General features: G+C 61.4%; 17 protein-coding genes. 9 read left to right on the top strand and 8 right to left on the bottom strand.

The window, feature by feature from the left end; translation table 11 throughout:
• Positions 1-13: 13 nt before the first annotated feature.
• From AACU78_RS15965 to gcl, 3 genes are all read right to left on the bottom strand, one after another.
• Positions 14-904, bottom strand: a complete 891-nt coding sequence (locus AACU78_RS15965) for a 2-hydroxy-3-oxopropionate reductase (RefSeq protein WP_106576761.1) — start codon at positions 902-904, stop codon at positions 14-16.
• A 175-nt stretch (positions 905-1,079) separates the two neighbouring features.
• Entirely contained in the window at positions 1,080-1,862 is a 783-nt protein-coding gene (hyi, locus tag AACU78_RS15960) for a hydroxypyruvate isomerase (RefSeq protein WP_106576760.1), read from the bottom strand.
• Between the two features lie 10 nt (positions 1,863-1,872).
• Positions 1,873-3,648 carry a glyoxylate carboligase gene (gene gcl, locus AACU78_RS15955; RefSeq protein ID WP_106576759.1) on the bottom strand — a complete coding sequence of 592 codons (1,776 nt, stop codon included), beginning with the start codon at positions 3,646-3,648 and terminating at the stop codon, positions 1,873-1,875.
• 256 nt (positions 3,649-3,904) lie between these two features.
• On the opposite strand from gcl, the gene AACU78_RS15950 reads away from it, so the two are divergent.
• A complete protein-coding gene (locus AACU78_RS15950) occupies positions 3,905-4,345 on the top strand; it encodes a GlcG/HbpS family heme-binding protein (RefSeq protein WP_106576758.1) in 441 nt (146 codons plus the stop codon).
• A 119-nt stretch (positions 4,346-4,464) separates the two neighbouring features.
• Here AACU78_RS15950 and AACU78_RS15945 read toward each other — a convergent pair whose 3' ends face one another.
• Both AACU78_RS15945 and AACU78_RS15940 read right to left on the bottom strand, forming a co-directional pair.
• On the bottom strand, positions 4,465-4,923 hold the full coding sequence (locus AACU78_RS15945) for an REP-associated tyrosine transposase (RefSeq protein WP_106576757.1): 459 nt from the start codon (positions 4,921-4,923) through the stop codon (positions 4,465-4,467).
• Positions 4,924-5,133: 210 nt separating this feature from the next.
• On the bottom strand, positions 5,134-5,739 hold the full coding sequence (locus AACU78_RS15940; RefSeq protein ID WP_083359383.1) for a TetR/AcrR family transcriptional regulator: 606 nt from the start codon (positions 5,737-5,739) through the stop codon (positions 5,134-5,136).
• A gap of 241 nt (positions 5,740-5,980) precedes the next feature.
• On the opposite strand from AACU78_RS15940, the gene AACU78_RS15935 reads away from it, so the two are divergent.
• The 6 genes from AACU78_RS15935 (at position 5,981) to AACU78_RS15910 (ending at position 16,591) form a co-directional block, all read left to right on the top strand.
• On the top strand, positions 5,981-7,108 hold the full coding sequence (locus AACU78_RS15935) for an efflux RND transporter periplasmic adaptor subunit (protein ID WP_106576756.1): 1,128 nt from the start codon (positions 5,981-5,983) through the stop codon (positions 7,106-7,108).
• Between the two features lie 13 nt (positions 7,109-7,121).
• Positions 7,122-10,184, top strand: a complete 3,063-nt coding sequence (locus AACU78_RS15930; protein ID WP_106576755.1) for an efflux RND transporter permease subunit — start codon at positions 7,122-7,124, stop codon at positions 10,182-10,184.
• 4 nt (positions 10,185-10,188) lie between these two features.
• The gene (locus AACU78_RS15925; protein ID WP_106576754.1) at positions 10,189-13,314 is read left to right on the top strand and encodes an efflux RND transporter permease subunit; all 3,126 of its coding nucleotides are present in this window, start codon (positions 10,189-10,191) and stop codon (positions 13,312-13,314) included.
• On the top strand, positions 13,311-14,723 hold the full coding sequence (locus AACU78_RS15920; RefSeq protein ID WP_106576753.1) for an efflux transporter outer membrane subunit: 1,413 nt from the start codon (positions 13,311-13,313) through the stop codon (positions 14,721-14,723). Before AACU78_RS15925 ends, AACU78_RS15920 begins: the two co-directional genes overlap by 4 nt.
• A gap of 444 nt (positions 14,724-15,167) precedes the next feature.
• On the top strand, positions 15,168-16,073 hold the full coding sequence (locus AACU78_RS15915; protein WP_106576752.1) for a DUF808 domain-containing protein: 906 nt from the start codon (positions 15,168-15,170) through the stop codon (positions 16,071-16,073).
• Between the two features lie 146 nt (positions 16,074-16,219).
• Complete coding sequence (locus tag AACU78_RS15910) at positions 16,220-16,591, top strand: DUF805 domain-containing protein (RefSeq protein ID WP_106576751.1); 372 nt, start codon at positions 16,220-16,222, stop codon at positions 16,589-16,591.
• Positions 16,592-16,655: 64 nt separating this feature from the next.
• Here the strand turns inward: AACU78_RS15910 and AACU78_RS15905 are convergent, their stop codons facing one another.
• Together AACU78_RS15905 and AACU78_RS15900 are read right to left on the bottom strand one after the other, a co-directional pair.
• A complete protein-coding gene (locus tag AACU78_RS15905) occupies positions 16,656-17,444 on the bottom strand; it encodes an MlaA family lipoprotein (RefSeq protein ID WP_106576750.1) in 789 nt (262 codons plus the stop codon).
• Entirely contained in the window at positions 17,437-18,735 is a 1,299-nt protein-coding gene (locus AACU78_RS15900; RefSeq protein ID WP_106576749.1) for a serine/threonine protein kinase, read from the bottom strand. The genes AACU78_RS15905 and AACU78_RS15900 overlap by 8 nt, the downstream gene beginning before the upstream one ends.
• A gap of 235 nt (positions 18,736-18,970) precedes the next feature.
• On the opposite strand from AACU78_RS15900, the gene AACU78_RS15895 reads away from it, so the two are divergent.
• Positions 18,971-19,339: a hypothetical protein gene (locus tag AACU78_RS15895; protein ID WP_106576748.1), complete on the top strand. Its 369-nt coding sequence runs from the start codon at positions 18,971-18,973 to the stop codon at positions 19,337-19,339.
• 90 nt (positions 19,340-19,429) lie between these two features.
• On the opposite strand, the gene AACU78_RS15890 is transcribed toward AACU78_RS15895, so the two are convergent.
• Positions 19,430-20,983, bottom strand: a complete 1,554-nt coding sequence (locus tag AACU78_RS15890) for a glycoside hydrolase family 17 protein (protein WP_106576747.1) — start codon at positions 20,981-20,983, stop codon at positions 19,430-19,432.
• 331 nt (positions 20,984-21,314) lie between these two features.
• Here AACU78_RS15890 and AACU78_RS15885 point away from each other — a divergent pair, with 331 nt between their 5' ends.
• Positions 21,315-22,166 carry a glycine betaine ABC transporter substrate-binding protein gene (locus AACU78_RS15885; protein ID WP_106576746.1) on the top strand — a complete coding sequence of 284 codons (852 nt, stop codon included), beginning with the start codon at positions 21,315-21,317 and terminating at the stop codon, positions 22,164-22,166.
• Positions 22,167-22,256 lie beyond the last annotated feature (90 nt).

Genomic DNA, 22,256 nt, shown 5'->3' with positions numbered 1-22,256 from the left:
GGAGCGGTGTGGGTTACTTATCGCGAATCGAAAAATTCGCCATGTGCTCCAGGCCCTTGATCAGCGCCGAATGGTCCCAATTGCCGCCGCCAATCGCCGTGCAGGTACTGAACACCTGCTGCGTACCGGCGGTGTTCGGGAGGTTGATGCCCAGCTCCTTGGCACCGGCCAGTGCCAGGTTCAAATCCTTCTGGTGCAGGTTGATGCGGAAGCCCGGATCGAAGGTGCCTTTGATCATGCGCTCGCCATGCACTTCCAGAATCTTCGAGGAAGCAAAGCCGCCCATCAGCGCTTCACGCACCTTGGCCGGGTCGGCGCCGTTTTTCGAGGCGAACAGCAGCGCTTCGGCCACCGCCTGAATATTCAGCGCGACGATGATCTGGTTGGCGACCTTGGCGGTCTGGCCATCGCCGTTGCCGCCGACCAGGGTGATGTTCTTGCCCATGCTCTGGAACAGGGGCAAAGCGCGTTCGAAGGTCTGCGGCTCGCCACCGACCATGATGCTCAAGGTGCCGGCCTTGGCGCCGACTTCACCACCGGACACCGGGGCGTCGAGGTACTGCGCGCCGGTTTCGTTGATCTTCGCCGCGAACCCCTTGGTGGCGGTGGGCGAGATCGAACTCATGTCGATCACCACCTTGTTCGGCGACAGGCCGGCCGCGACGCCATCCTTGCGGAACAGCACGTCATCGACCTGCGGGGTGTCGGGCACCATGACGATAATGAACTCGGCTTCCTGCGCCACTTGCTGCGGGTTGGCCAGGGCCACTGCGCCCGCGTCGATCAGGGCCTGCGGGGCTTTGCCGTGGTGTTCGGAGAGGAACAGTTGGTGACCTGCTTTCTGCAGGTTCGCCGCCATGGGTTCGCCCATGATGCCGGTGCCGATAAATCCGATTTTAGCCATGATCAAAATCCTCTTTTTATTAGGTGTACGGGCCTGGCACGGCCGTCTAAACACAGGAGATCCAATGTGGGAGCGGGCTTGCTCGCGAAGGCAGTCTGACACTCAGCATTGATGTCGACTGATACACCGCTTTCGCGAGCAAGCCCGCTCCCACATTTGGTCCGTGTTTGTTCAATCAGATAGCGTTGTGGCTCTTGAGCCAGCCAAGACCCGCTTCAGTGGTGGTCAACGGCTTGTATTCACAGCCGACCCAACCCGTATAACCAATGCGGTCCAGATGCTCGAACAGGAAGCGATAGTTGATCTCCCCGGTTCCCGGCTCGTTACGCCCCGGGTTGTCCGCCAGCTGGATGTGGTTGATCTCACCCAGGTGCGCGGCCATGGTCCGGGCCAGATCGCCTTCCATGATTTGCATGTGATAGATGTCGTATTGCAGGAACAGGTTGGCACTGCCCACCTGCTCGCGAATCGACAGGGCCTGCGCCGTGTTGTTGAGGTAGAAGCCTGGGATGTCACGGGTGTTGATCATCTCCATGACCAGCTTGATGCCCGCGGCTTGCAGCTTGTCGGCGGCGTACTTGAGGTTGGCGACAAAGGTTTTTTCCACGGTTTGGTCGTCAACGCCTTGCGGCCGGATGCCGGCCAGGCAGTTGATCTGGGTATTGCCCAGCACCTGGGCGTAGGCGATGGCCAGCTTGACCCCGGCGCGGAACTCCTCGACCCGGTCCGGGTGGCACGCCACGCCGCGTTCGCCCTTGGCCCAGTCACCGGCCGGCAAGTTGAACAGCACTTGGGTCAGGCCGTTGGCGTCCAGTTGCGCCTTGATCTCGGCGGAGCTGAACTCGTACGGGAACAGGTACTCGACCCCCTGGAAGCCGGCATCGGCAGCCGCTTTGAAACGGGCGAGAAAGTCCTGCTCGGTAAACAGCATGGACAGGTTGGCGGCAAAACGCGGCATAGGGTTCTCCTTAATCGAGCAGGGAAATGGCAGTCGGCGCATCGTTGCCGACCAGGGCCAGATCTTCGAATTCGTTGACGGCGTTGATCTCGGTGCCCATGGAAATATTGGTCACGCGCTCCAGAATAATCTCAACAATCACCGGAACCTTGAATTCTTCGATCATTTCCTTGGCCTTGCGCAGCGCCGGGGCGATCTGGTCCGGTTCGAATACACGCAGTGCCTTGCACCCCAGGCCTTCGGCGACGGCCACGTGATCGACGCCATACCCATTGAGTTCCGGGGCGTTGAGGTTGTCGAAGGACAGCTGCACGCAGTAGTCCATCTCAAACCCGCGCTGGGCCTGGCGGATCAACCCGAGGTAGGAGTTGTTCACCACCACGTGGATGTACGGCAGCTTGAACTGCGCGCCCACGGCCAGCTCTTCGATCATGAACTGGAAGTCATAGTCGCCCGACAGCGCCACCACTTTGCGGCTCGGGTCAGCCTTGACCACACCGAGCGCGGCCGGAATGGTCCAGCCCAAGGGACCGGCCTGACCGCAGTTGATCCAGTGACGTGGCTTGTAGACGTGCAGGAATTGCGCGCCGGCAATCTGCGACAGGCCGATGGTGCTGACGTAGCAGGTGTCTTTGCCGAACACCTGGTTCATCTCTTCATACACGCGTTGCGGCTTGACCGGCACGTTGTCGAAGTGGGTCTTGCGGTGCAGGGTGGCCTTGCGCTCCTGGCAGTCGTGCAGCCAGGCGCTGCGGTCCTTGAGTTTGCCGGCGGCTTTCCACTCGCGGGCCACTTCAATGAACATCGTCAGGGCGGAGCCGGCATCGGAAACGATGCCCAGGTCCGGGGTGAACACACGGCCAATCTGCGTCGGCTCGATGTCGACGTGGATGAATTTGCGCCCTTCGGTGTACACCTCCACCGAGCCGGTGTGGCGGTTGGCCCAGCGGTTGCCGATGCCCAGCACTACGTCCGATTTGAGCAGCGTCGCGTTGCCATAACGGTGCGAGGTTTGCAGACCGACCATGCCGACCATCTGCGGGTGATCGTCCGGGATCGTGCCCCAGCCCATCAGCGTCGGGATTACCGGGATGCCGGTCAACTCGGCGAACTCCACCAGCAGTTCGCTGGCGTCGGCGTTGATCACGCCGCCACCGCTGACCAGCAATGGCCGTTCGGCCTGGTCCAGCAGCGCCAACGCTTTTTCGACCTGGATGCGCGTGGCCAATGGTTTGGCCAGGGGCAGCGGCTGGTAGGCGTCGATGTCGAATTCGATCTCGGCCATCTGCACGTCGAATGGCAGGTCGATCAGCACCGGGCCTGGGCGGCCGGAGCGCATTTCATAGAAGGCTTTCTGGAACGCGTAAGGCACTTGGCCCGGCTCCAGGACGGTGGTCGCCCACTTGGTCACCGGCTTGACGATGCTGGTGATGTCGACGGCCTGGAAATCCTCTTTGTGCATGCGTGCACGCGGGGCCTGGCCGGTGATGCACAGAATCGGGATCGAGTCGGCCGAGGCGCTGTACAGGCCGGTGACCATGTCGGTGCCCGCCGGGCCCGAGGTGCCGATGCACACACCGATATTGCCGGCCTTGGTGCGGGTGTAGCCCTCGGCCATGTGCGAGGCGCCTTCAACGTGGCGAGCAAGGACGTGATCGATGCCACCGACCTTCTGCAAGGCCGAATACAGCGGGTTGATGGCGGCGCCTGGAATGCCGAAGGCGGTGTCCACGCCTTCACGGCGCATCACCAGGACGGCGGCTTCGATTGCTCTCATTTTGCTCATGGTTTTGGTGCCTCTTGCGTTTTGTAATTGTATACAAGTGGTTTCTGGTCGAAGTGTATTCACGGCGAGCGGGGCAGGTCAATGCATTTTATAAACTGGCCTTTACGCAGGTCTGGATAGCTTTTTTCGACGTATGGAGCCTTTGTGCGGAAATATTGTATACAAAAAATAATTTCATTGTGTTCTATTTGTTTGATCGAGCTTCTGATCAAACAGACTTCAACCCTTTCCCAATAACAAAAGAAGGACGGCACCCATGAGCGCTTTAACCTTGAAACTCGCCACCCAACTGGCCAGCCAGGCCCTCACCGCAGGCCGCACCATTTGCGCCGCGCCGCTGACCATTGCGGTGCTCGACAGCGGCGGCCACTTGGTCACCCTGCAACGCGAAGACGGCGCCAGCCTGCTGCGCCCGCAAATCGCCATCGGCAAGGCCTGGGGCGCGATTGCGCTGGGCAAGGGGTCGCGTTTGCTGGCGTTGGATGCGCAGCAGCGCCCGGCATTTATCGCGGCGTTGAACAGCCTCGGGCAGGGCAGCGTGGTGCCCGCGCCGGGCGGCGTGTTGATTCGGGATCAGGCGGGGGCGGTACTGGGGGCGATCGGGATCAGTGGGGACACTTCGGATATTGATGAGCAGTGCGCGATTACGGCGATTGAGGGGGTGGGGTTGTTGGCGGATGCGGGGGTGTCTGCTTGATTTGAGATGACTGGGCTGGCCCCTTCGCGAGCAAGCCCGCTCCCACAGTTTTTTGACCGTGTTCACAGATTAAATGTGGGAGCGGGCTTGCTCGCGAAGGCGACGACTCGGTCCCGGCTCTATACCCAAACCGCACCCCACAGCGGATAGTCGCCAATGCGCTTCACCAACCCGGCCCGCAGAGGGTTGGCGACAACATACCTGGCCATTTTCACCAAGTCGTCTTCCTTGCGCAGCGCACGATCATGAAAGCTGGTCTGCCACAGCCGCCCCTTGCGGCCCGTGGCACCGTTCACAGTCCGAGTGCTTTTGGATTTCACCTGGCACAGAAGGTCCCCCAGCGAGCCTTTTTTCAGTTCGATCAGCCAGTGAAAATGGTCAGGCATCACCACCCAGGCCAGGGAGTTAGCCAGCCCTTGGTACTGGGCCAATCTGAACTGCCAGACCACCAGGCGACCGAGGTGAAAGTCGCTGAATATTGGTACGCGTTCGTGGGTGTTGGTGGTGATCAGGTAGGTGCGATTTGATTCGCTGAATCGGCCGATGCGCAGGCGGTGTGAGGTCGCGTGATCAGGCATTCCATTGCCTCCCTTCAGAGAGTGTTCTGAGAGGCTAGATCCTGGTGACGGATGCTGATCGTCAGGCTGTTGGCAGGATGTGTCTGGGAGGGCGCTTTCGCGAGCAAGCCCGCTCCCACATTGGCTCTAAGGTGTTCATACACTGTGTGTCCAGCGCAAAACCCCTGTGGGAGCGGGCTTGCTCGCGAATGGCACAGGCGCCGCGGCCTCTCAGTCCGGCTCACACCCCTTGAGCACCAACCGAATAATCGTCTGCGCCGCCGCTTCATAATCCGCCTCATCCAGCTTGGCCTTGCCGGTCACCGCCGATATCTGCCAATCAAAGTCGGCGTAGGTCTGCGTCGCCGCCCAGATGCTGAACATCAGGTGGTTGGGGTCAATGGCGGCAATCAGGCCGCGATCCACCCAGCTCTGGATGCAGTCGATATTGTGCTTGGCCTGGGCGTTCAGTTGCTCGACCTGCTGGCTGCTCAGGTGCGGTGCGCCGTGCATGATTTCGCTGGCGAATACCTTGGAGGCAAACGGCAGGTCGCGGGAGATGCGGATCTTGGAGCGGATGTAATTGCTCAGCACCACCGCGGGCTCGCCGTCTGGATTGAATGGCGTGGACGCCGCCAGGATCGGCTCGATAATGCTTTCGAGCACCTCGCGGTAGAGGTTGTCCTTGCTCTTGAAGTAGTAATAGACGTTGGGCTTGGGCAGCCCGGCCTTGGCGGCGATGTCGCTGGTTTTGGTCGCGGCGAAGCCCTTGTCGGCAAACTCCTCGCTGGCCGCCCGCAGGATCATTTCTTTATTGCGCTCGCGAATGGTGCTCATAAACCAGGATTTTCCTTGCCAGGACAGGCGGTCGAGCATGGTAGCACCGGCTTGACGCAGCGCTCAAGAATGCCGGCGCAGCCCTTGTACGCCGGGCGTTGCAGCTGACTTTGTCTGTCTTGATGCTGAACGCATTCACGGTAGTACAGGCACAGGCTGGGCGCGCTGCTAGAGTTCAGAGCAAGGACGCGGCCATCCGGGTCTGCGTTCAGTCCTGTATTCGGCGTTCGAGTGAGAAACCGTGGAGAAAAGCAGACGACGTACGTTCGCCTGGGTTGTTGGCGCGTTATTGGTGGTGGCGCTGTTGATTGGCCTGGGCATGCATTTGTTTGGCGGCGCCCATAAAGGCAAGCCCGTGTCCCCCGGCGAACCGGTGGCAGCGGTGCCGGTGGCCTTGCAGGATGTGCCGGTGTACATCGACGCCCTCGGCACCGTCACGCCCACCCGCAGTGTCACGGTGGTGACCCAGGTCGATGGCATTCTCAGCAGCGTGGAATTCAAGGAAGGCCAGCACGTCAGCAAAGGCCAGGTCATCGCCCGTATCGACGACCGCGCGCTCAAGGCGCAGCTGGCCGTGGCCAAGGGCACCCTGGCTCACGACCAGGCAGTGTTGAGCAATGCCCAGCGCGACCTGGCCCGTTACCGCGACCTGGTCAAAGCCGGCTCCACCAGCCAGCAAACCCTCGACACCCAAGCCTCGCTGGTGCAGCAACAACAAGGCACCGTGGCCGCCGACCAAGGCAACGTACAAAACCTCGAAGTGCAATTGAGCTACTGCACCATCACCTCACCGGTGGATGGCGTGGTCGGCCTGCGCCTGGTCGATCCTGGCAACTACGTGACCACCGCCAGCACCACTGGCATCGTGGTGATCACCCAGATGAGCCCGGCCACCGTGGTGTTTGCCGTGCCCGAAGACGACCTGGGGGCGATCAACCAGGCCATGTCCCATGGCAGCGTCACGGTGTTGGCCTACGACCGCAACAAGAAATCCCTGCTTGCCACCGGCGCGCTGCTGGCGCTGGACAACGAGGTGGATACCAGCACCGGCACGATCAAGGTCAAGGCGCAGTTCGATGATTCGGGCAATGCGCTGTTTCCCAACCAGTTCGTCAATGCGCGGCTCAAGGCCGACACTTTGAGCCAGATCGCCGTGGTCCCGACTCGTGCGATCCAGCACGGCAGCAAGGGCGACTTCGTGTTTGTGGTCAACGGCAACAAGGCCAGCCTGCGCACGATCAAGACCGGCCCGTCCACCGGCGATGTCTCGGCGGTGCTCGACAATGGCGTCAAGGCCGGTGAGCAGGTGATCACCGAAGGCGCCGACAAGCTCGACGACGGCTCGGCGGTGAAGGTCGTCGCCCAGTGAGGAGCTGCCGAGCATGAATATTTCGCGGCCCTTTATCGAACGCCCGGTGGCCACCACGCTGATGATGGTCGCGGTGTTGCTGCTCGGCCTGTTGGGTTACCACTTGCTGTCGGTGTCGGCGCTGCCGGAGGTGGATTACCCAACCATCCAGGTATTCACCCAATACCCCGGTGCCAGCCCCGACGTGGTCAGTTCTTCGATTACCGCGCCGCTGGAGCGCCAGCTCGGCGAAATGCCGGGGCTCAAGTCGATGAACTCCACCAGCTCGGACGGCGCCTCGGTGGTGACCCTGCAATTCGACCTGTCGCTGTCGCTGGACGTGGCCGAACAGGAAGTGCAGGCGGCGATCAACGCGGCGGGCACCTTCCTGCCGGCCAACCTGCCGTACCCGCCGGTGTACAGCAAGGTCAACCCGGCAGATGCGCCGGTGCTGACCCTGTCATTGACCTCCGACGTGTTGCCGCTGACCAAGGTCGAAGACCTGGCCGACACGCGCCTGGCACAGAAAATCTCGCAGATCACCGGCGTCGGGCTGGTCACCATCAGTGGCGGCCAGCGCCCGGCGGTGCGGGTCGAGGCCAACACGTCGGCGCTGAACAGCCTCGGCCTGTCCCTGGATGACCTGCGCACCTCGCTCGGTACGGCCAACGTCAACCAGGCCAAGGGCAATATCGATGGCAAGTTTCAGGCCTATTCCATTGGCGCCAACGACCAACTGCAGTCGGCCGAGGAATACCGTGACCTGGTGATTGCCTACAAAAATGGCGCGCCGATTCGCCTGTCGCAGATCGCCAGTTCCACCCAGGGCGCGGAAAACCCTCGCCAGGCGGCGTGGACCAATGACACGCCGTCCATCGTGTTGAACATCCAGCGCCAGCCCGGCGCCAACGTGATCGAAGTGGTCGACCGCGTGCAGCAACTGCTGCCCAAATTACGCGCCAGCCTGCCGGGCACCTTGAAGGTCGCGGTGCTCACCGACCGCACCCAGACCATCCGCGCCTCGGTCACCGATGTGCAGTACGAGCTGGGGCTGGCGATTTTGCTGGTGGTGATCGTGATCTTCATCTTCCTGCGCAATATTGCGGCCACGATCATTCCTGCCGTCACCATCCCGCTGACGTTGATCGGCACCCTGGCGGTGGCCTACGCGCTGGGCTTTTCGCTGAACAACCTGACGTTGATGGCATTGACCATCGCCATCGGTTTTGTGGTCGATGACGCCATCGTCATGATCGAAAACATCACGCGCTACCTGGAGGCCGGCGACACCCCGTTGCAAGCGGCACTCAAGGGCGCGGAGCAGATCGGCTTCACCATCATCTCGCTGTCCATCGCGCTGATCGCGGTGATGATCCCGCTGCTGTTCATGGGCGATGTGGTCGGGCGGTTGTTCCGCGAATTCGCCATGACCGTGGCGGTGACCATCGTGATTTCGGCAGTGATTTCACTGACGCTGACGCCCATGATGTGCGCGCGCATGCTCAAATCCAAGCATGAAGAGCGCCGCCCGGACTTCTTCGACCGCATCAACAACCACTACGTACGCGGCCTGGATTGGGTGTTGGCGCACCGCACCTTGACCCTGATCTCGGTGGTGCTCACCGCCGCGCTGACCTTGTTCACCTTGGTGATCATGCCCAAGGGCTTTTTTCCCGATCAGGACACCGGCCTGATCCAGGGCATTTCCCAGGCCTCGCCGACCATCTCGTTTCAGCAGATGCAGGTTGAACAGCAACGCCTGGCCGCACGCATCCTCAAGGACCCGGCGGTGCTAAGCCTGTCGTCGTTCGTCGGTATCGACCAGACCAACCCGACCATCAACCAGGGCAACTTGCTGATCAACCTCAAGCCGCGTGGCGAGCGAGACAGCAGCACCGAAGTGATCCGCCGCCTGGCCGATGCGAATGCCGACGACGCCGGCATCCGCCTGTACCTGCACTCGGTGCAGGACCTGACCCTGGACGCCACGGTGTCCACCACCAGCTACCGCCTGGGCCTGCAAGCCACCGACCCGGATGAGCTGGAGCAGTGGACCACCAAGCTGCTGGCCGCAATCAAGCAAGACCCGATGTTCACCGACGTGCAAAGCCAGGCCATGCAGTTTGGCAACCAGATCAAGCTGACCTTCGACCGCGCCACCGCCTCGCGCCTGGGGATTACTCCGCAGGCCATTGACGATGTGCTGTACGACGCGTTCGGCCAGCGCCAGGTCTCAACCATCTACACCCAGCTCAACCAGTACCACGTGGTGATCGCCACCGACCACCCGCCGCGCAACTTGCCGGACTTGCTCACCGGTTTGTACGTGGATATTCCTGGCGGTGGCGTGGCGCCGCTGTCGAGCATGGCGACCCTGGAGGTGGTGCGTTCGCCGGTCACCATCAACCGGTTGGGGCAGTTTCCCTATGCGGATGTGTCGTTCAACCTCGCGCCCGGCCAGACGCTGGGCGCGGCGGTGACGCGGCTGCAGGACATTGAAGCCAAGGTCGGCCTGCCGTTGTCGGTGCAAGCCAATCTTGAAGGTGCGGCGGCGACGTTCCAGGCATCGCTGTCAAACCAGGTGTTTCTGGTGCTGGCGGCGATCGTGGTGGTGTACCTGATGCTGGGCATTCTGTACGAGAGCTTCGTGCACCCGGTGACCATCCTGTCGACCCTGTTGTCGGCGGCCCTCGGCGCGTTGCTGGCGTTGCTGGTGACGGGCACGCAGTTCGACATCATCGGCCTGATTGGCATTGTGTTGCTGATCGGCATCGTCATGAAAAACGGCATCATGATGGTCGACTTCGCGCTGGAGCTTCTACGTGAGGGCGGCTTGAGCCCGGTAGAAGCGATTCGCCAGGCGGCGGAGCTGCGCTTTCGGCCGATTCTGATGACCAGCATGGCCTCGCTGTTCGGCGCGGTGCCGTTGGCGTTGGGCACCGGCATCGGCTCGGAGCTGCGCCACCCGCTGGGCATCGCGATCATCGGCGGGCTGTTGCTCAGCCAGTTGCTCACGCTGTTTTCCACGCCGGTGATCTTCCTCGCCATGCACGGCCTGGGGCAGCGTTTCAGCCGCCGCCCGGTGGCGTTGGAATGATGCGATGAACCTCAGCGCGCCGTTTATCCATCGCCCGATTGCCACCACGTTGCTGGCGGCCGGGCTGGCGTTGTTTGGTGTGTTGGCCTTCAACCTGTTGCCGGTGGCGCCGCTGCCGGAAGTGGACTTCCCGACCATCAGCGTCAGCGCCTCGTTGCCTGGCGCCGACCCCACCACCGTCGCCAGCTCCGTGGCCACGCCGCTGGAACGCCAGTTCGGGCAGATCGCCGGGGTCACGCAAATGACCTCGGCCAGCAGCCTCGGCTCGACGCGCATCACCCTGCAGTTCGACTTGAGCCGCGACATCGACGGCGCCGCGCGGGACGTGCAGGCGGCGATCAACGCCGCGCGCAGCAACTTGCCCAGCGACTTGTCCGGCAACCCGACCTACCGCAAGGTCAACCCGGCCGATTCGCCGATCCTGATCATCAGCCTGACCTCCGACAGTGCCACGCCGGGGCAGATGTACGACGCGGCCTCGACGGTGCTTGAGCAGCGCCTGTTGCAGACCACCGGCGTCGGCGACGTGACGGTGGGCGGCGGCGCGTTGCCGGCGGTGCGCATTGAGCTGAACCCGGACCGGCTCAACCAATACGGCGTCAGCCTGGAGCAGGTGCGCCAGGTTATCAGCGCCTCCAACGCCAACTTGCCCAAGGGCAACGTGGCGGTCGGCGACCGCTCGTATGGCATTGGCGCTAATGACCAGTTGCTCGACAGCAACGACTACGGGCCGCTGGTGGTCAAGGCCAAAAACGGCGACCTGATCCACATTGCCGACCTCGGCTATGTGCGCGAAGACGTGCAGGACCTGCGCAACTTCGGCCTGTCCAACGGCAAGCCGGCGGTGCTGCTGGTGGTGTTCAAGCAGCCGGGCGCCAACGTGATCGACACGGTGGACGCGGTGAAAGCCTCGCTGCCGTTTTTGCAAAGCTCGATTCCGGCGTCGATCAAGCTCAACCTGTTGATGGACCGCACCACCACCATTCGCGCGTCGTTGCATGACGTGGAATTGACCTTGCTGGCCTCGATCCTGCTGGTGACGCTGGTGACCTTCGGTTTCTTCCGCGACTGGCGCAGCACCCTGGTGCCCGCCGTGGTGGTGCCGTTGTCGTTGCTTGGCACCTTTGGCGCGATGTACTTCCTCGGCTACAGCCTGAATAACCTGTCGCTGATGGCGCTGACGATTTCCACCGGCTTTGTGGTCGACGATGCGATCGTGGTGGTGGAAAACATCATGCGCCACCTGGAGCGCGGCAAGACGCGGGTCGAAGCCGCGCTGGCCGGGGCGCAGGAAGTCGGCTTTACGGTGCTGACCATCAGCGTGTCGCTGGTGGCGGTGTTTATTCCGTTGTTGCTGATGGGCGGGATTGTCGGGCGGCTGTTTCGCGAGTTCTCGGTGTCGCTGTCGGTGGCCATCGTCATCTCGATGGTGATTTCGCTGACGGTGACGCCGATGCTCGCCAGCGTGCTGCTGCGCGCGCCCAAGGAAATCCGCGAAGGCAATGAACACCCCGATTCACGCTTTCACCGCTTTTACGACCGCACGCTGGGCTGGGTCATCGAGCACTCGATTCTGATGGGCGCAGTGACTGTGCTGGTGATCGTGCTCGCGGGCGTGCTGTACGTGCTGGTGCCCAAGGGCTTTTTTCCCCAGGAAGACACCGGCCGCCTGCAGGGCAGCATCATCGCGGCGCAGAGTATTTCCTACGGGGCGATGCAAAAGGACTTCACCGAGATCAACCACAAGGTCATGCAAAACCCCAATGTGCAAACCGCTGCCGGGTTTGTCGGCGGTGGTGGCGGTGGCGGCGGGGCGGTCAACAGTGCGCAGCTGTTTGTGCTGCTCAAGCCGATTGATCAGCGCAAGGACAGTGCCGTCGATGTGATCGGCCAGATCCGCCGCAGCCTCGGCGATCTGCCTGGCACCAAGCTGTTTTTGCAGGCCGCCCAGGACATCACCGTGGGGGGCCGACAAAGCGGCGCGCAGTACCAATACACGCTGACCGCCGACGACCAGCAATCCCTGGATGAATGGGTGCCCAAGGTGGTGGAAGTGCTGCACACGTTGGCGCAACTCACCGACTTGAACACCGACCAGCAAGACAACAGTCTATTGGCCAATGTGAGCATCAACCGTGACACCGCCGCGCGGCTCGGCGTGGGCATGTCGGCGGTGGACCAGACGCTGTACGACGCGTTCGGCCAGCGTCAGGTCTCGACCCTTTATCGCGCCGCCAACCAGTACCACGTGGTGATGGAAATCGCCCCGCAGTACTGGACCGATCCTCAAGCGCTCGAGGGTATTTACGTGCCGGCCGGCAACACGGCAGTGGCGACCAAGGGCACCACCGTCGCGCCGAACCTGACCACGCCCACGACGTTGGTGCCGCTGTCCGCGCTGGCCGATAACAGCATCTCGCGCACGGCGATTTCGATCAGCCACCAAGGCACTTTTCCCGCCGTGACCGTCTCGTTCAACCTCGCCCCCGGCACCTCCATCGGCCAGGCCACCGCGCTGGTGGACGACGCGGTGAAACAGCTGCGCATGCCGGCCAGCGTCACCGGCCAGTTTGCCGGCACGGCCCAGGTGTTCCAGTCGTCGGTGGCCAGCGAGCCGCTGCTGATCGTCGCCGCGTTGCTCTCGGTGTACATCGTGCTGGGCATTCTGTATGAAAACCTGATGCACCCACTGACCATCCTCTCCACCTTGCCCTCGGCGGGCGTCGGTGCGTTGATCGCCTTGCTGCTGACCGGCACCGAACTGTCGATCATCGCGCTGGTAGGCGTGATCCTGTTGATCGGCATCGTCAAGAAGAACGCAATCATGATGATCGACTTCGCGATCACCGAGCGGCGTGAGTTTGGCCTCACGGCCAAGGAAGCGATCCGGCGCGCCTGCCTGATCCGCTTCCGACCGATCATGATGACAACGCTGGCGGCGATTCTCGGCGCACTGCCGCTGGTGCTCGGCTCAGGTTATGGCTCGGAACTGCGCCGGCCGTTGGGGATTGCGATTATTGGTGGGCTGTTGCTCAGCCAGGTGCTGACGCTCTACACCACTCCGGTGATTTACCTCTGGCTCGACCGGGCGTCGCAACGCCTGGGGCGGCACAAGGAAGCAAGGTCATGAAACTCAGATATAGCGTGCTGTTGGCCAGCCTGGTGCTGGGGGGCTGCATGGTGGGGCCGGATTACCAGAAACCGGCAATGGAGCTGCCGCAGTCGTTCAAGGAAGGCGCGCAGTGGCAGCGCGCGGTGTCCAACCCCCAAGGGGCGCTGGACAGCCAGTGGTGGCTGGCCTATCAGGACCCGGTGCTCAATGACTTGGTGGCGCGTTCGGCCAAGGCCAACCAGTCGATTATTGCGGCCGAGGCGGCGTATCGATTGGCCCAGGCGCAGGTGGCGTCGAGCCGCGCCGGGTTGTGGCCGACGGTGGGCGTGGGCTTGTCCGGTTCGCGCGGCGAGGGCGGCGACGGCAGCACGTCCAGCACCACCACCGCATCGACCGGGGTGAAGAACAGCGTCAGCGCCACCTTGACCGCGAGTTGGGAGCCGGATTTGTGGGGTGAAGTGCGCCGGGGGATCGAATCGAGCCAGGCCACCGCCCAGCAATCGGATGCGCTGCTGGCCGGTGTGCGGTTGTCGATCAGTTCCAGCGTGGCGAGCAATTACCTGGCGTTGCGGCAGATGGATATCGATGTGCGCCTGTTGCAACAGCAGCAGCGCATCAATCAGCAATTGCTCGACATGATCCAGGCGCAGTTCACCCAGGGCGTGGCGACCAATGACCAGTTGCTGGTGGCTCAGGATCAATTGACCACCTCGATAGCCGGCTTGCAGACCTCGCTGCGTGATCGCGAACAGTACGAGCATGCCTTGGCGGTGCTGGTGGGCGTGGCGCCGAGTGAGTTCAGCATTGCGCCACGGACTGATTTTGCATTCGTGGTGCCACGGCCACCGTTGACCCTGGCCTCGACTTTGTTGCAACGCCGGCCTGACGTGGTTGCGGCTGAGCGCTCGGCGGCGGCGGCGAATGCCAAGATCGGCGTGGCGCAGGCGGCGTTCTTTCCCACCCTGGACCTGACTGCCCAGCTGGGGTATCGCGGCAGTGCGCTGGGTGGGTTGTTCTCCCTGCCCAACCGCATCTGGACATTGGGGCCGGCGCTGGCGGAGACGATTTTTGATGGCGGCGCGCGCGAGGCGGCGGTCAAGCAGGCTGAGGCCAGCTATGACCAGATTGCGGCGAATTATCGGGGCACGGTGCTGAGTGCCTTGCAGAATGTCGAGGACAATTTGTCGGCGATCAACCATCTGCAAACCCAGGCGGATGCTTTCCAGCAGGTGTACCAGCGCAATCAGCAGTTGTTCGGCAGTCAGCAAGCGCAGTTGCGCGCAGGCACAGTCAGCCAGGAGACGGTGCTGACCCAGCAACTGGTGTTGCTGCAAGCGGAGCAGAACCTGCGTGATACCCAAGGGCAACTTAGCCAGGGCAGCGTGGCGTTGATCCAGAGCCTGGGCGGTGGTTGGCAGGCGCCCTGATGAGTTGATACACCGCAATCAAACTGTGGGAGCTGGCTTGCCTGCGATTGCGGTCTCCGGGCCGCCCAGTATTTTGCTGACCCAGCACATTCCAACTGTGGGAGCGGGCTTGCTCGCGAAGGCTATATGTCAGTTGGCTGGGATATTGATTCGGAGTGCATATCCATTGCTGCGGTAACGGCCGCTTAGGGTTCCGCTCTTACAGCGGGTCACTTTTGTAAAGACACAAAAGTAACCAAAAAGTCTTCGCCCCACCACTCGGTGCCTCGCCTTGGCTCGGCATGCCCCAAGCCTGTGTTCGGCCAGCGTGGTTGACGGGGCGACTCAGATCAAGATCAAGATCAAAAGCCAGATCACCAGCAATCCTCCACGCAGTGGAAACCTATATTCCCTCACGGTCGCCGCGTTATATTCGCGGCACTTTAATTTCAGGATGACCGCGTCATGGCAGGAAGCAGCTTACTGGTACTGATCGACGACATCGCCGCCGTCCTCGACGATGTGGCGTTGATGACCAAAATGGCCGCCAAGAAGACTGCCGGGGTGCTCGGCGATGACTTGGCGTTGAATGCCCAGCAGGTTTCCGGGGTGCGGGCCGAGCGGGAGATCCCGGTGGTGTGGGCGGTGGCCAAGGGTTCGTTTCTCAACAAGTTGATTCTGGTGCCTGCGGCGCTGCTAATCAGCGCGTTTGCGCCGTGGGCGGTCACGCCGTTGTTGATGCTGGGCGGGGCTTATCTGTGTTTCGAGGGCTTTGAGAAGCTCGCGCATAGCTTCATACACAAGCGCACTGAGGAACAGGCGCACTTGGTTGAAGCGGTGGCGGACCCGGCGACTGACTTGGTTGCGTTTGAGAAGGACAAGATCAAGGGCGCGGTCCGTACCGACTTCATTCTGTCGGCGGAAATCATCGCCATCACCCTCGGCACGGTCGCCGACGCACCGTTGATGCAGCAAGTGATCGTGCTGTCCGGCATCGCCATTGTCATGACCATCGGCGTTTACGGCCTGGTCGCCGGTATCGTCAAGCTCGATGACCTCGGCCTGTGGCTGACCCAAAAGCCCGGCCAGGCCGCACGTAGCATCGGCGGGGCGATTCTGCGTGCTGCGCCTTACATGATGAAAAGCCTGTCGGTGATCGGCACGGCAGCGATGTTCATGGTCGGCGGCGGGATTCTCACACACGGCGTGCCGGTGGTGCATCACTGGATTGAGGTGGTGAGCCAGAGCACCGGTGGGCTGGCGTGGCTGATGCCGACGCTGCTCAATGCGGTGGCCGGCATTATTGCGGGGGCGGCAGCGTTGGTGGTGGTTCAGATCTGCGAGAAAATTTGGCACGCAGTAAGACATTGACAGGTGTTTGCCAGGGCGTGTGAGTCAGTCTAGTCGCAGCGCTTTAGGCTTTTCCCTACAGAGGACCCATTCAAACCTTCCTAAGATCTGCGGCTCTGTTTGGCCTATCCAGGCGTTTTACAGAGTCTGTAATCAGGGAGTTTTAAATGAATTGGTATCTGGACGCACTGAAGAAATCATTTGTATTCGAGGGGCGGTCGCACAGGCGAGCCTTCTGGTATTTTCAGTTGGTTGATAAGGTAATTGCAGGGGCATACATAGCGATTTGCAGTTGGTTTTTTGAAGAATGGATAAAAACTACCTTGGGTATTGGCTTGGGTTATTTGCTGCTGACGCTGCCAGCCAGGGTCACTCTGTTATGCAGAAGGCTCACCGATAACGGCATTAGCCAGGTCAACTCGTTCTGGACGTTGTTGCCTTTTGTCGGGTCGCTCTTCTGGGTTGGTTTTGGGTTATGCCCGGGCGTTAAAGAACAATCTGGCAGTCGCTCTGTGGATACGTCACGTACTGCTGAGTGATGTTGGAGCACAAACAAAAAAGCCACTCATTTAGGTGAGTGGCTTTTTTGTATCTGGATGGCGTTTACTCGGCAATCTGCAACTTGCGCGATTCGGTGTAGATATACCGCACCTTCTCGTACTCAAACGGCGAGTTCATCTGACCGTAGCGGAAGCTGGTCTGGTAGCGCTTGTCGACGGCGCGCAGGGCCCAGATTTCCGGGTGGTTTTCGCTGACCTTGGACACGTTGAGGAAGTTGATCTCGGTTTCTGCGCCGTAGTCGACGATCAAGCCGGTGGTGTCGCGCAGGTTCGACGGGCCGAAGATCGGCAGCACCAGGTAGGCGCCGCCGGGTACGCCGTAGAAACCCAAGGTTTGACCGAAGTCTTCGCTCTGGCGCGGCAGGCCCATGGCGGTGGCCGGGTCCCACAGGCCGGCGACGCCAATGGTGGTGTTGAGCAGCAGGCGCCCGGTGGTTTCCAGGGAGCGATGGCCCTTGAGCTGCAGCAGGCTGTTCAACAGGTTGGGCACGTCGCCCAGGTTGTTGAAGAAGTTACTCACGCCGGTGCGCAGAAAGCTCGGGGTGACATAGCGGTAGCCGTCAACCACCGGCAGGAACACCCACTGATCGAAGCGATAGTTGAAGTGGTACACGCGGCGGTTCCACGACTCCAGCGGGTCATACACGTTGAGCGCGGTCAGCGATGAACGCTCGAACTCGCGCTGGTCCAGGCCCGGGTTGAACTTGAGCTTGGTCAGCGGCTCCTTGAAACCGTCGGAATCTATTTTGACCGGTTCATGTGCCTTGCTGTTGTCGGCATTGGCGACGCCCGCGCACATCAGGGCGGCGAGCAGCAGAAGATATTTAGCCACGGAAGAACTCCAGCATGGCGTCGGCGTTGACGCGGTAATTGAGGTTGCCGCAGTGGCCGCCCAGCGGGTAGACGGTCAAGCGATCGCCGAAGGTTTTACGCAGGAAACCGAGGTCGCCAGGGCCGAGGATCACGTCGTCGGCGTTGTGCATCACCGCGATTTTCGGGCTGCTGTGCAGGTAGTCCTTGAGCGCGTACAGGCTCACCTGGTCAACCAGTTGCAGCAGGCTGCCGCCGTCGGAACGCGCGCGCCACATGGGGATCACTTGTTCGGTGAGGTAGCAGTCGAAGTCGCATTGCAGCGCACGCTTGAGGAACGGCGTGAGGCTGGTGCCTTCGGTGATCGGGTATTTAGGCGGAATGATCAGGCCACGGCGGTTGATCAGGTCCGAGGTAAAGGCAATGTCGGCCGCCGAGAAGCGGAACGAGGTGCCGATCAGCATCGCCATTTGTTCGTTGGTCAGGTGCTGCTTGGAGTTCTGGAAGTCGTAGAGCAGGGCGTCATTAAGGTCGATGTAGCCCTTTTGCTGGAAGTAGCGAGTCAGTTTGCTCAGCACCAGCTCATAGAAAGTGGTGGTGTTGTTGATGCCTTTGACCTCGGTCTGTACCAGCTTGTCGAGGTTGGTGATGGAGGTGTAGAGGTTGACCGGCGGGTTGAGCAGCAGCACCTTTTTGAAGTTGAAGCTGCGACGGGTCTCGTCGAGCTTGCTGACAAACGCCGCATCCAGGGCACCGAGGCTGTAGCCGGTGAGGTAGAAGTCAGTTACCGGCAGCGAAGCGTTCTGCGCACGCACAGCTTGCATCACGCGGTACATGTCCTCGGCGTCTTCCTGGGTAATCCCCGGGGTGGCGAAGCGCGAGGCGGCGCTGATGAAGTCGAAGCTGGTCGGCGACGACAGCTGCACCACGTGGTAGCCGGCCTGGTAATAGAGTTTTTTCAGGTATTCGTTGATGCTGCTGTCAAACCGCGCGCCGGTGCCCGCGATCAGGAAGATCAGTGGCGCGGCGTGGTCTTGTTTGGCGATGCGATAGGTGAGTTTCTTCACCGCCCAGAAGTTGTCCGGCAGGCTGAACTCGCGCTCGGGGCGCATGTTCAGCGTGTAGTCGGACTGGTTGATCTCGTCGTCGGTCGGCAATTTAGGCCGAAGGTCAGGCGGGGTGGTCGCAATGGTCGCTTCGAACGGGTTGGTCAAAGGGTAGCCATAGCTGGCCTGGTCGATGTCGACGGCCAGTGCTGACGCACTCAAAAATAGGCTGCCCAGCAAGGCAGCACAGCGCAAGGAACGGAGCATGACTTAATCCCTAAGAGGAAACGTGCTGAATGAAGTTCGCAGGCTATGACCACCGCGTTGCCACCGAAGTGCCAGCCTTCGGCACTAAAAGTCGGAAAAAAGCCACGGAATCGGGGTAATAGTAGCGAGAAGATACACTTTGCGACGCCTGGATGAACACTTATCTGTGCACACCGCTTGCTAACGGCCGCCGTGGGATTAAGCTGAGCGCCGTTTTTGCCTATCGGAGTGCCCCATGTCCCGTCGTTTGCCGTTGATCCTGCTGCTTATTGCCTTGCCTTTATGGCTGGCCGCCAGTTATGGCGCACGTTACGGCTTTATGGAGGATGGCCAGTGGGTTGGCATCTGCGCCGATGAGGCCAGCCGCTGGGAATGCCAGTTGCGCTCGAACCTGGGGTTGATGATTCACTTCAAGGTGTTGGGCTGGGCCGCGTTGGTTACATCGGTGCTGGGATTTTTTGTGCCGGGCCGTGCCGGATGGGGCCTGGCCGTGTTGGGGATGGTGTTCGGCTTGCCGGCGCTGGCGTTGTACAACACCACGTTTGCGGTGTTTGCGGTGGTGATTGCAGGGTTGCGGCTGGTCAGGAAGCCGCGGGCGGCCTGACAGGGGCTCTTCGCCTGCAAGCCCGCTCCCACAGTTTGACCGCGTGAATTCGGCCTTAATGTGGGAGCGGGCTTGCCTGCGATGGCGGCCTTAAGCCTTGCGCACGCGCAAGCAACGCCACAAGGCTACAACCATCAGCACACTCACGATTGCCCAACCCCACGCCTGCTGGTTCTGCACACCTTCGCGATACAGCTGTGGCGCAATGCCAGCGCCGATGATGAAGGCCAGCAGCGCAATCTCCCGACGCGGGCCGGTTACCGGGCGAACCAGGTAAACCAGCGCCGGCAACACCAGCGCCGCACTCGGGAAGCTGCGATAACGCGGGTCAAACACCAGCGCCAGCATCATTACCGCACCGGCGAACCCGGCGATTGCCACCAGCCAGCCCGCGCGTTGCTCCAGCCAGTTAAAGGCCCGCTCACGCCAACCGTCGCGCGCGCTCAGGGCCAGGGCGGCGTGGGCCAGCACCAGCAGGTTCAACACCACCAGCAAGCCTGCCCACACCCATTCATCGTTGAAGCGCGCGGTAACGCGGGTCAGTTCGGCCCAAGTGCCGATGGAACAGGCCGCTACGGCACCGAGCAATGGCAGCATGAGTGCTGCGCGCGTGCTGCGAACGCGCCCGCCAAGTACCAAGGTGCCCAGCAGGATAATCCCGCCCACGCCCAGCCACAGCGGCCAGTACGGCACATTGCTGACCGGCCCGGCGAGGATGCCCTTGTCCTGGCGATCAGCATCAAACAGCCCCCAGTAACCCCCGACCGCGCCTTCGCTGGCGCGTTTCCATGGCTGGTCAAAGGCTTCGATCAGGTTGTAATGCCAGCCATTGGCCTCGGCCATGGCCACAAAGCCGCGCATGAACTTGGCTTCATTGACCCGGCTCGGCACGGCGGTTTCGCGCTGGCGGCCTTCGCTGGGCCAGCCAGTCTCGCCGATCAGCACGTCCTTGGGAGCGAACTGGTTGCCGAAAGTCTGACGTACATCACCCACATGCTTGAGCGCCTGGTCGATGCCCGACGGGTCATCTTCCCAATACGGCAGCAGGTGAATGGTCAGGAAATCCACCGCCGGGGCGATTTCCGGGTGCTTGAGCCAGAACTCCCACACGTCGGCATAAGTCACCGGCTGCTTGATCTGGCTTTTGACCTTATGGATCAGCGTCACCAACTGCTTGGCGGTGACTTCCTTGCGCAGCAGCGCTTCGTTGCCGACGATCACCGAGGTGACCACGTCCGGGTTGGCGTTGGCGGCAGCGATCAACTCGGCGACTTCTTTTTCGGTGGCAACCGGGTCACTGCTGACCCAGGCGCCGGCCATTAACTTCAACCCATGCTTGCGTGCCAGGTCCGGCAAGGCTTCCAGGCCGGTCATGGAGTAGGTGCGAATGCATTCAAAGCGGGTGGCCAGCAGGGCCAGGTCGGCGTCCATGCGCTCGGGGCGCAGCTTGAAAGGCTGGTCGAACGGCGACTGGTCCTTGTCGAACGGCGTGTACGAGGCGCATTGCATTTTGTGGCTGGCGCTGGCCACGTCCGGCAACACCACAGGCCGGCCGAGGCCGTACCAATAGCCGACAAGGGCAAGCACGCCGAGGATCAGGGCGAAAATATAGGGCAGGGCAGGGAAGCGGGCAGTCGCGGGCATGGTCGGCTTATCTGGGGAGCAAAGGCGCGCATCTTACCCGGATTTAGCCCGTCCCAGTGCGGTCGCATAATTTAGACATGCAAAGTTCGGGCGGGATTTTGCTGCGATGTCCTACAAATCGTCCTGCTGGCGATGTGATGTCGTTTCTTGCTCACCTGAGGTCGCAGTCAGAGCAGGTCCAAGGCCCCGGCAGGTTGATGATCGAAGTGTCAGCACTCCACTGATGTCTGGGCCGCCGGATCGATGCGCGTGAAGGGGGCGCGGTGCACCACATAACAACAGGTTGACGTCGCTCGGCATCCGCCGGGCGCAGCACTTTCGGGGAAGTACTATGAAGATGCGACGACTCTTGGGCGCAGCTGCCACTCTGGTAGTTGCGATGAGCTCCACACTGGCCAGCGCCGACAGCAAAACCCTGAGCATCGGTTACGTAGATGGCTGGTCTGACAGCGTTGCCACCACCCACGTGGCGGCAGAAGTGATCAAGGAAAAGCTCGGTTATGACGTGAAACTGCAGGCCGTCGCTACCGGGATCATGTGGCAGGGCGTGGCCACCGGCAAGCTCGACGCCATGCTCTCTGCCTGGCTGCCCGTGACCCACGGTGAGTACTGGGCCAAGAACAAGGACAAGGTGGTCGACTACGGCCCCAACTTCAAGGATGCAAAAATCGGCCTGATCGTGCCGGAGTACGTCAAGGCCAAATCGATTGAAGACCTCAAGACCGACACCACCTTCAAGAACAAGATCGTCGGCATCGACGCCGGTTCAGGCGTGATGCTCAAGACCGACGAAGCCATCAAGGCCTATGGCCTGGACTACAAGCTGCAAGCCAGCTCGGGCGCCGCGATGATCGCCGAACTGACCCGTGCCGAAGACAAACAGGAGTCCATTGCAGTCACCGGTTGGGTGCCGCACTGGATGTTCGCCAAGTGGAAACTGCGTTTCCTGGACGATCCAAAAGGAATTTATGGGGCTGCTGAAACCGTCAACAGCATCGGCAGCAAGGGCCTGGAGAAGAAGGCGCCGGAAGTCGCCGCCTTCCTGAAGAAATTCCAGTGGGCCTCCAAGGATGAAATCGGCGAAGTCATGCTCGCTATTCAAGAGGGTGCCAAGCCGGATGCGGCAGCCAAGGACTGGGTGGCCAAGCACCCTGAGCGTGTGGCCGAGTGGATTGGTAAATAACCGTCGAGCTGTCTAGCTAGCACCTTGCAAGCCCGCCTGGCGTTTTCGTCAGGCGGGTTTTGTCGTTTCTGGGGTAAAGGCTGTCACTTT

The organism is Pseudomonas sp. R9.37 (assembly GCF_963878885.1).
Lineage (GTDB): Bacteria > Pseudomonadota > Gammaproteobacteria > Pseudomonadales > Pseudomonadaceae > Aquipseudomonas.
Note: the sequence above shows the minus strand (reverse complement) of the source record. Positions and strands in the feature narration are given on the sequence as shown.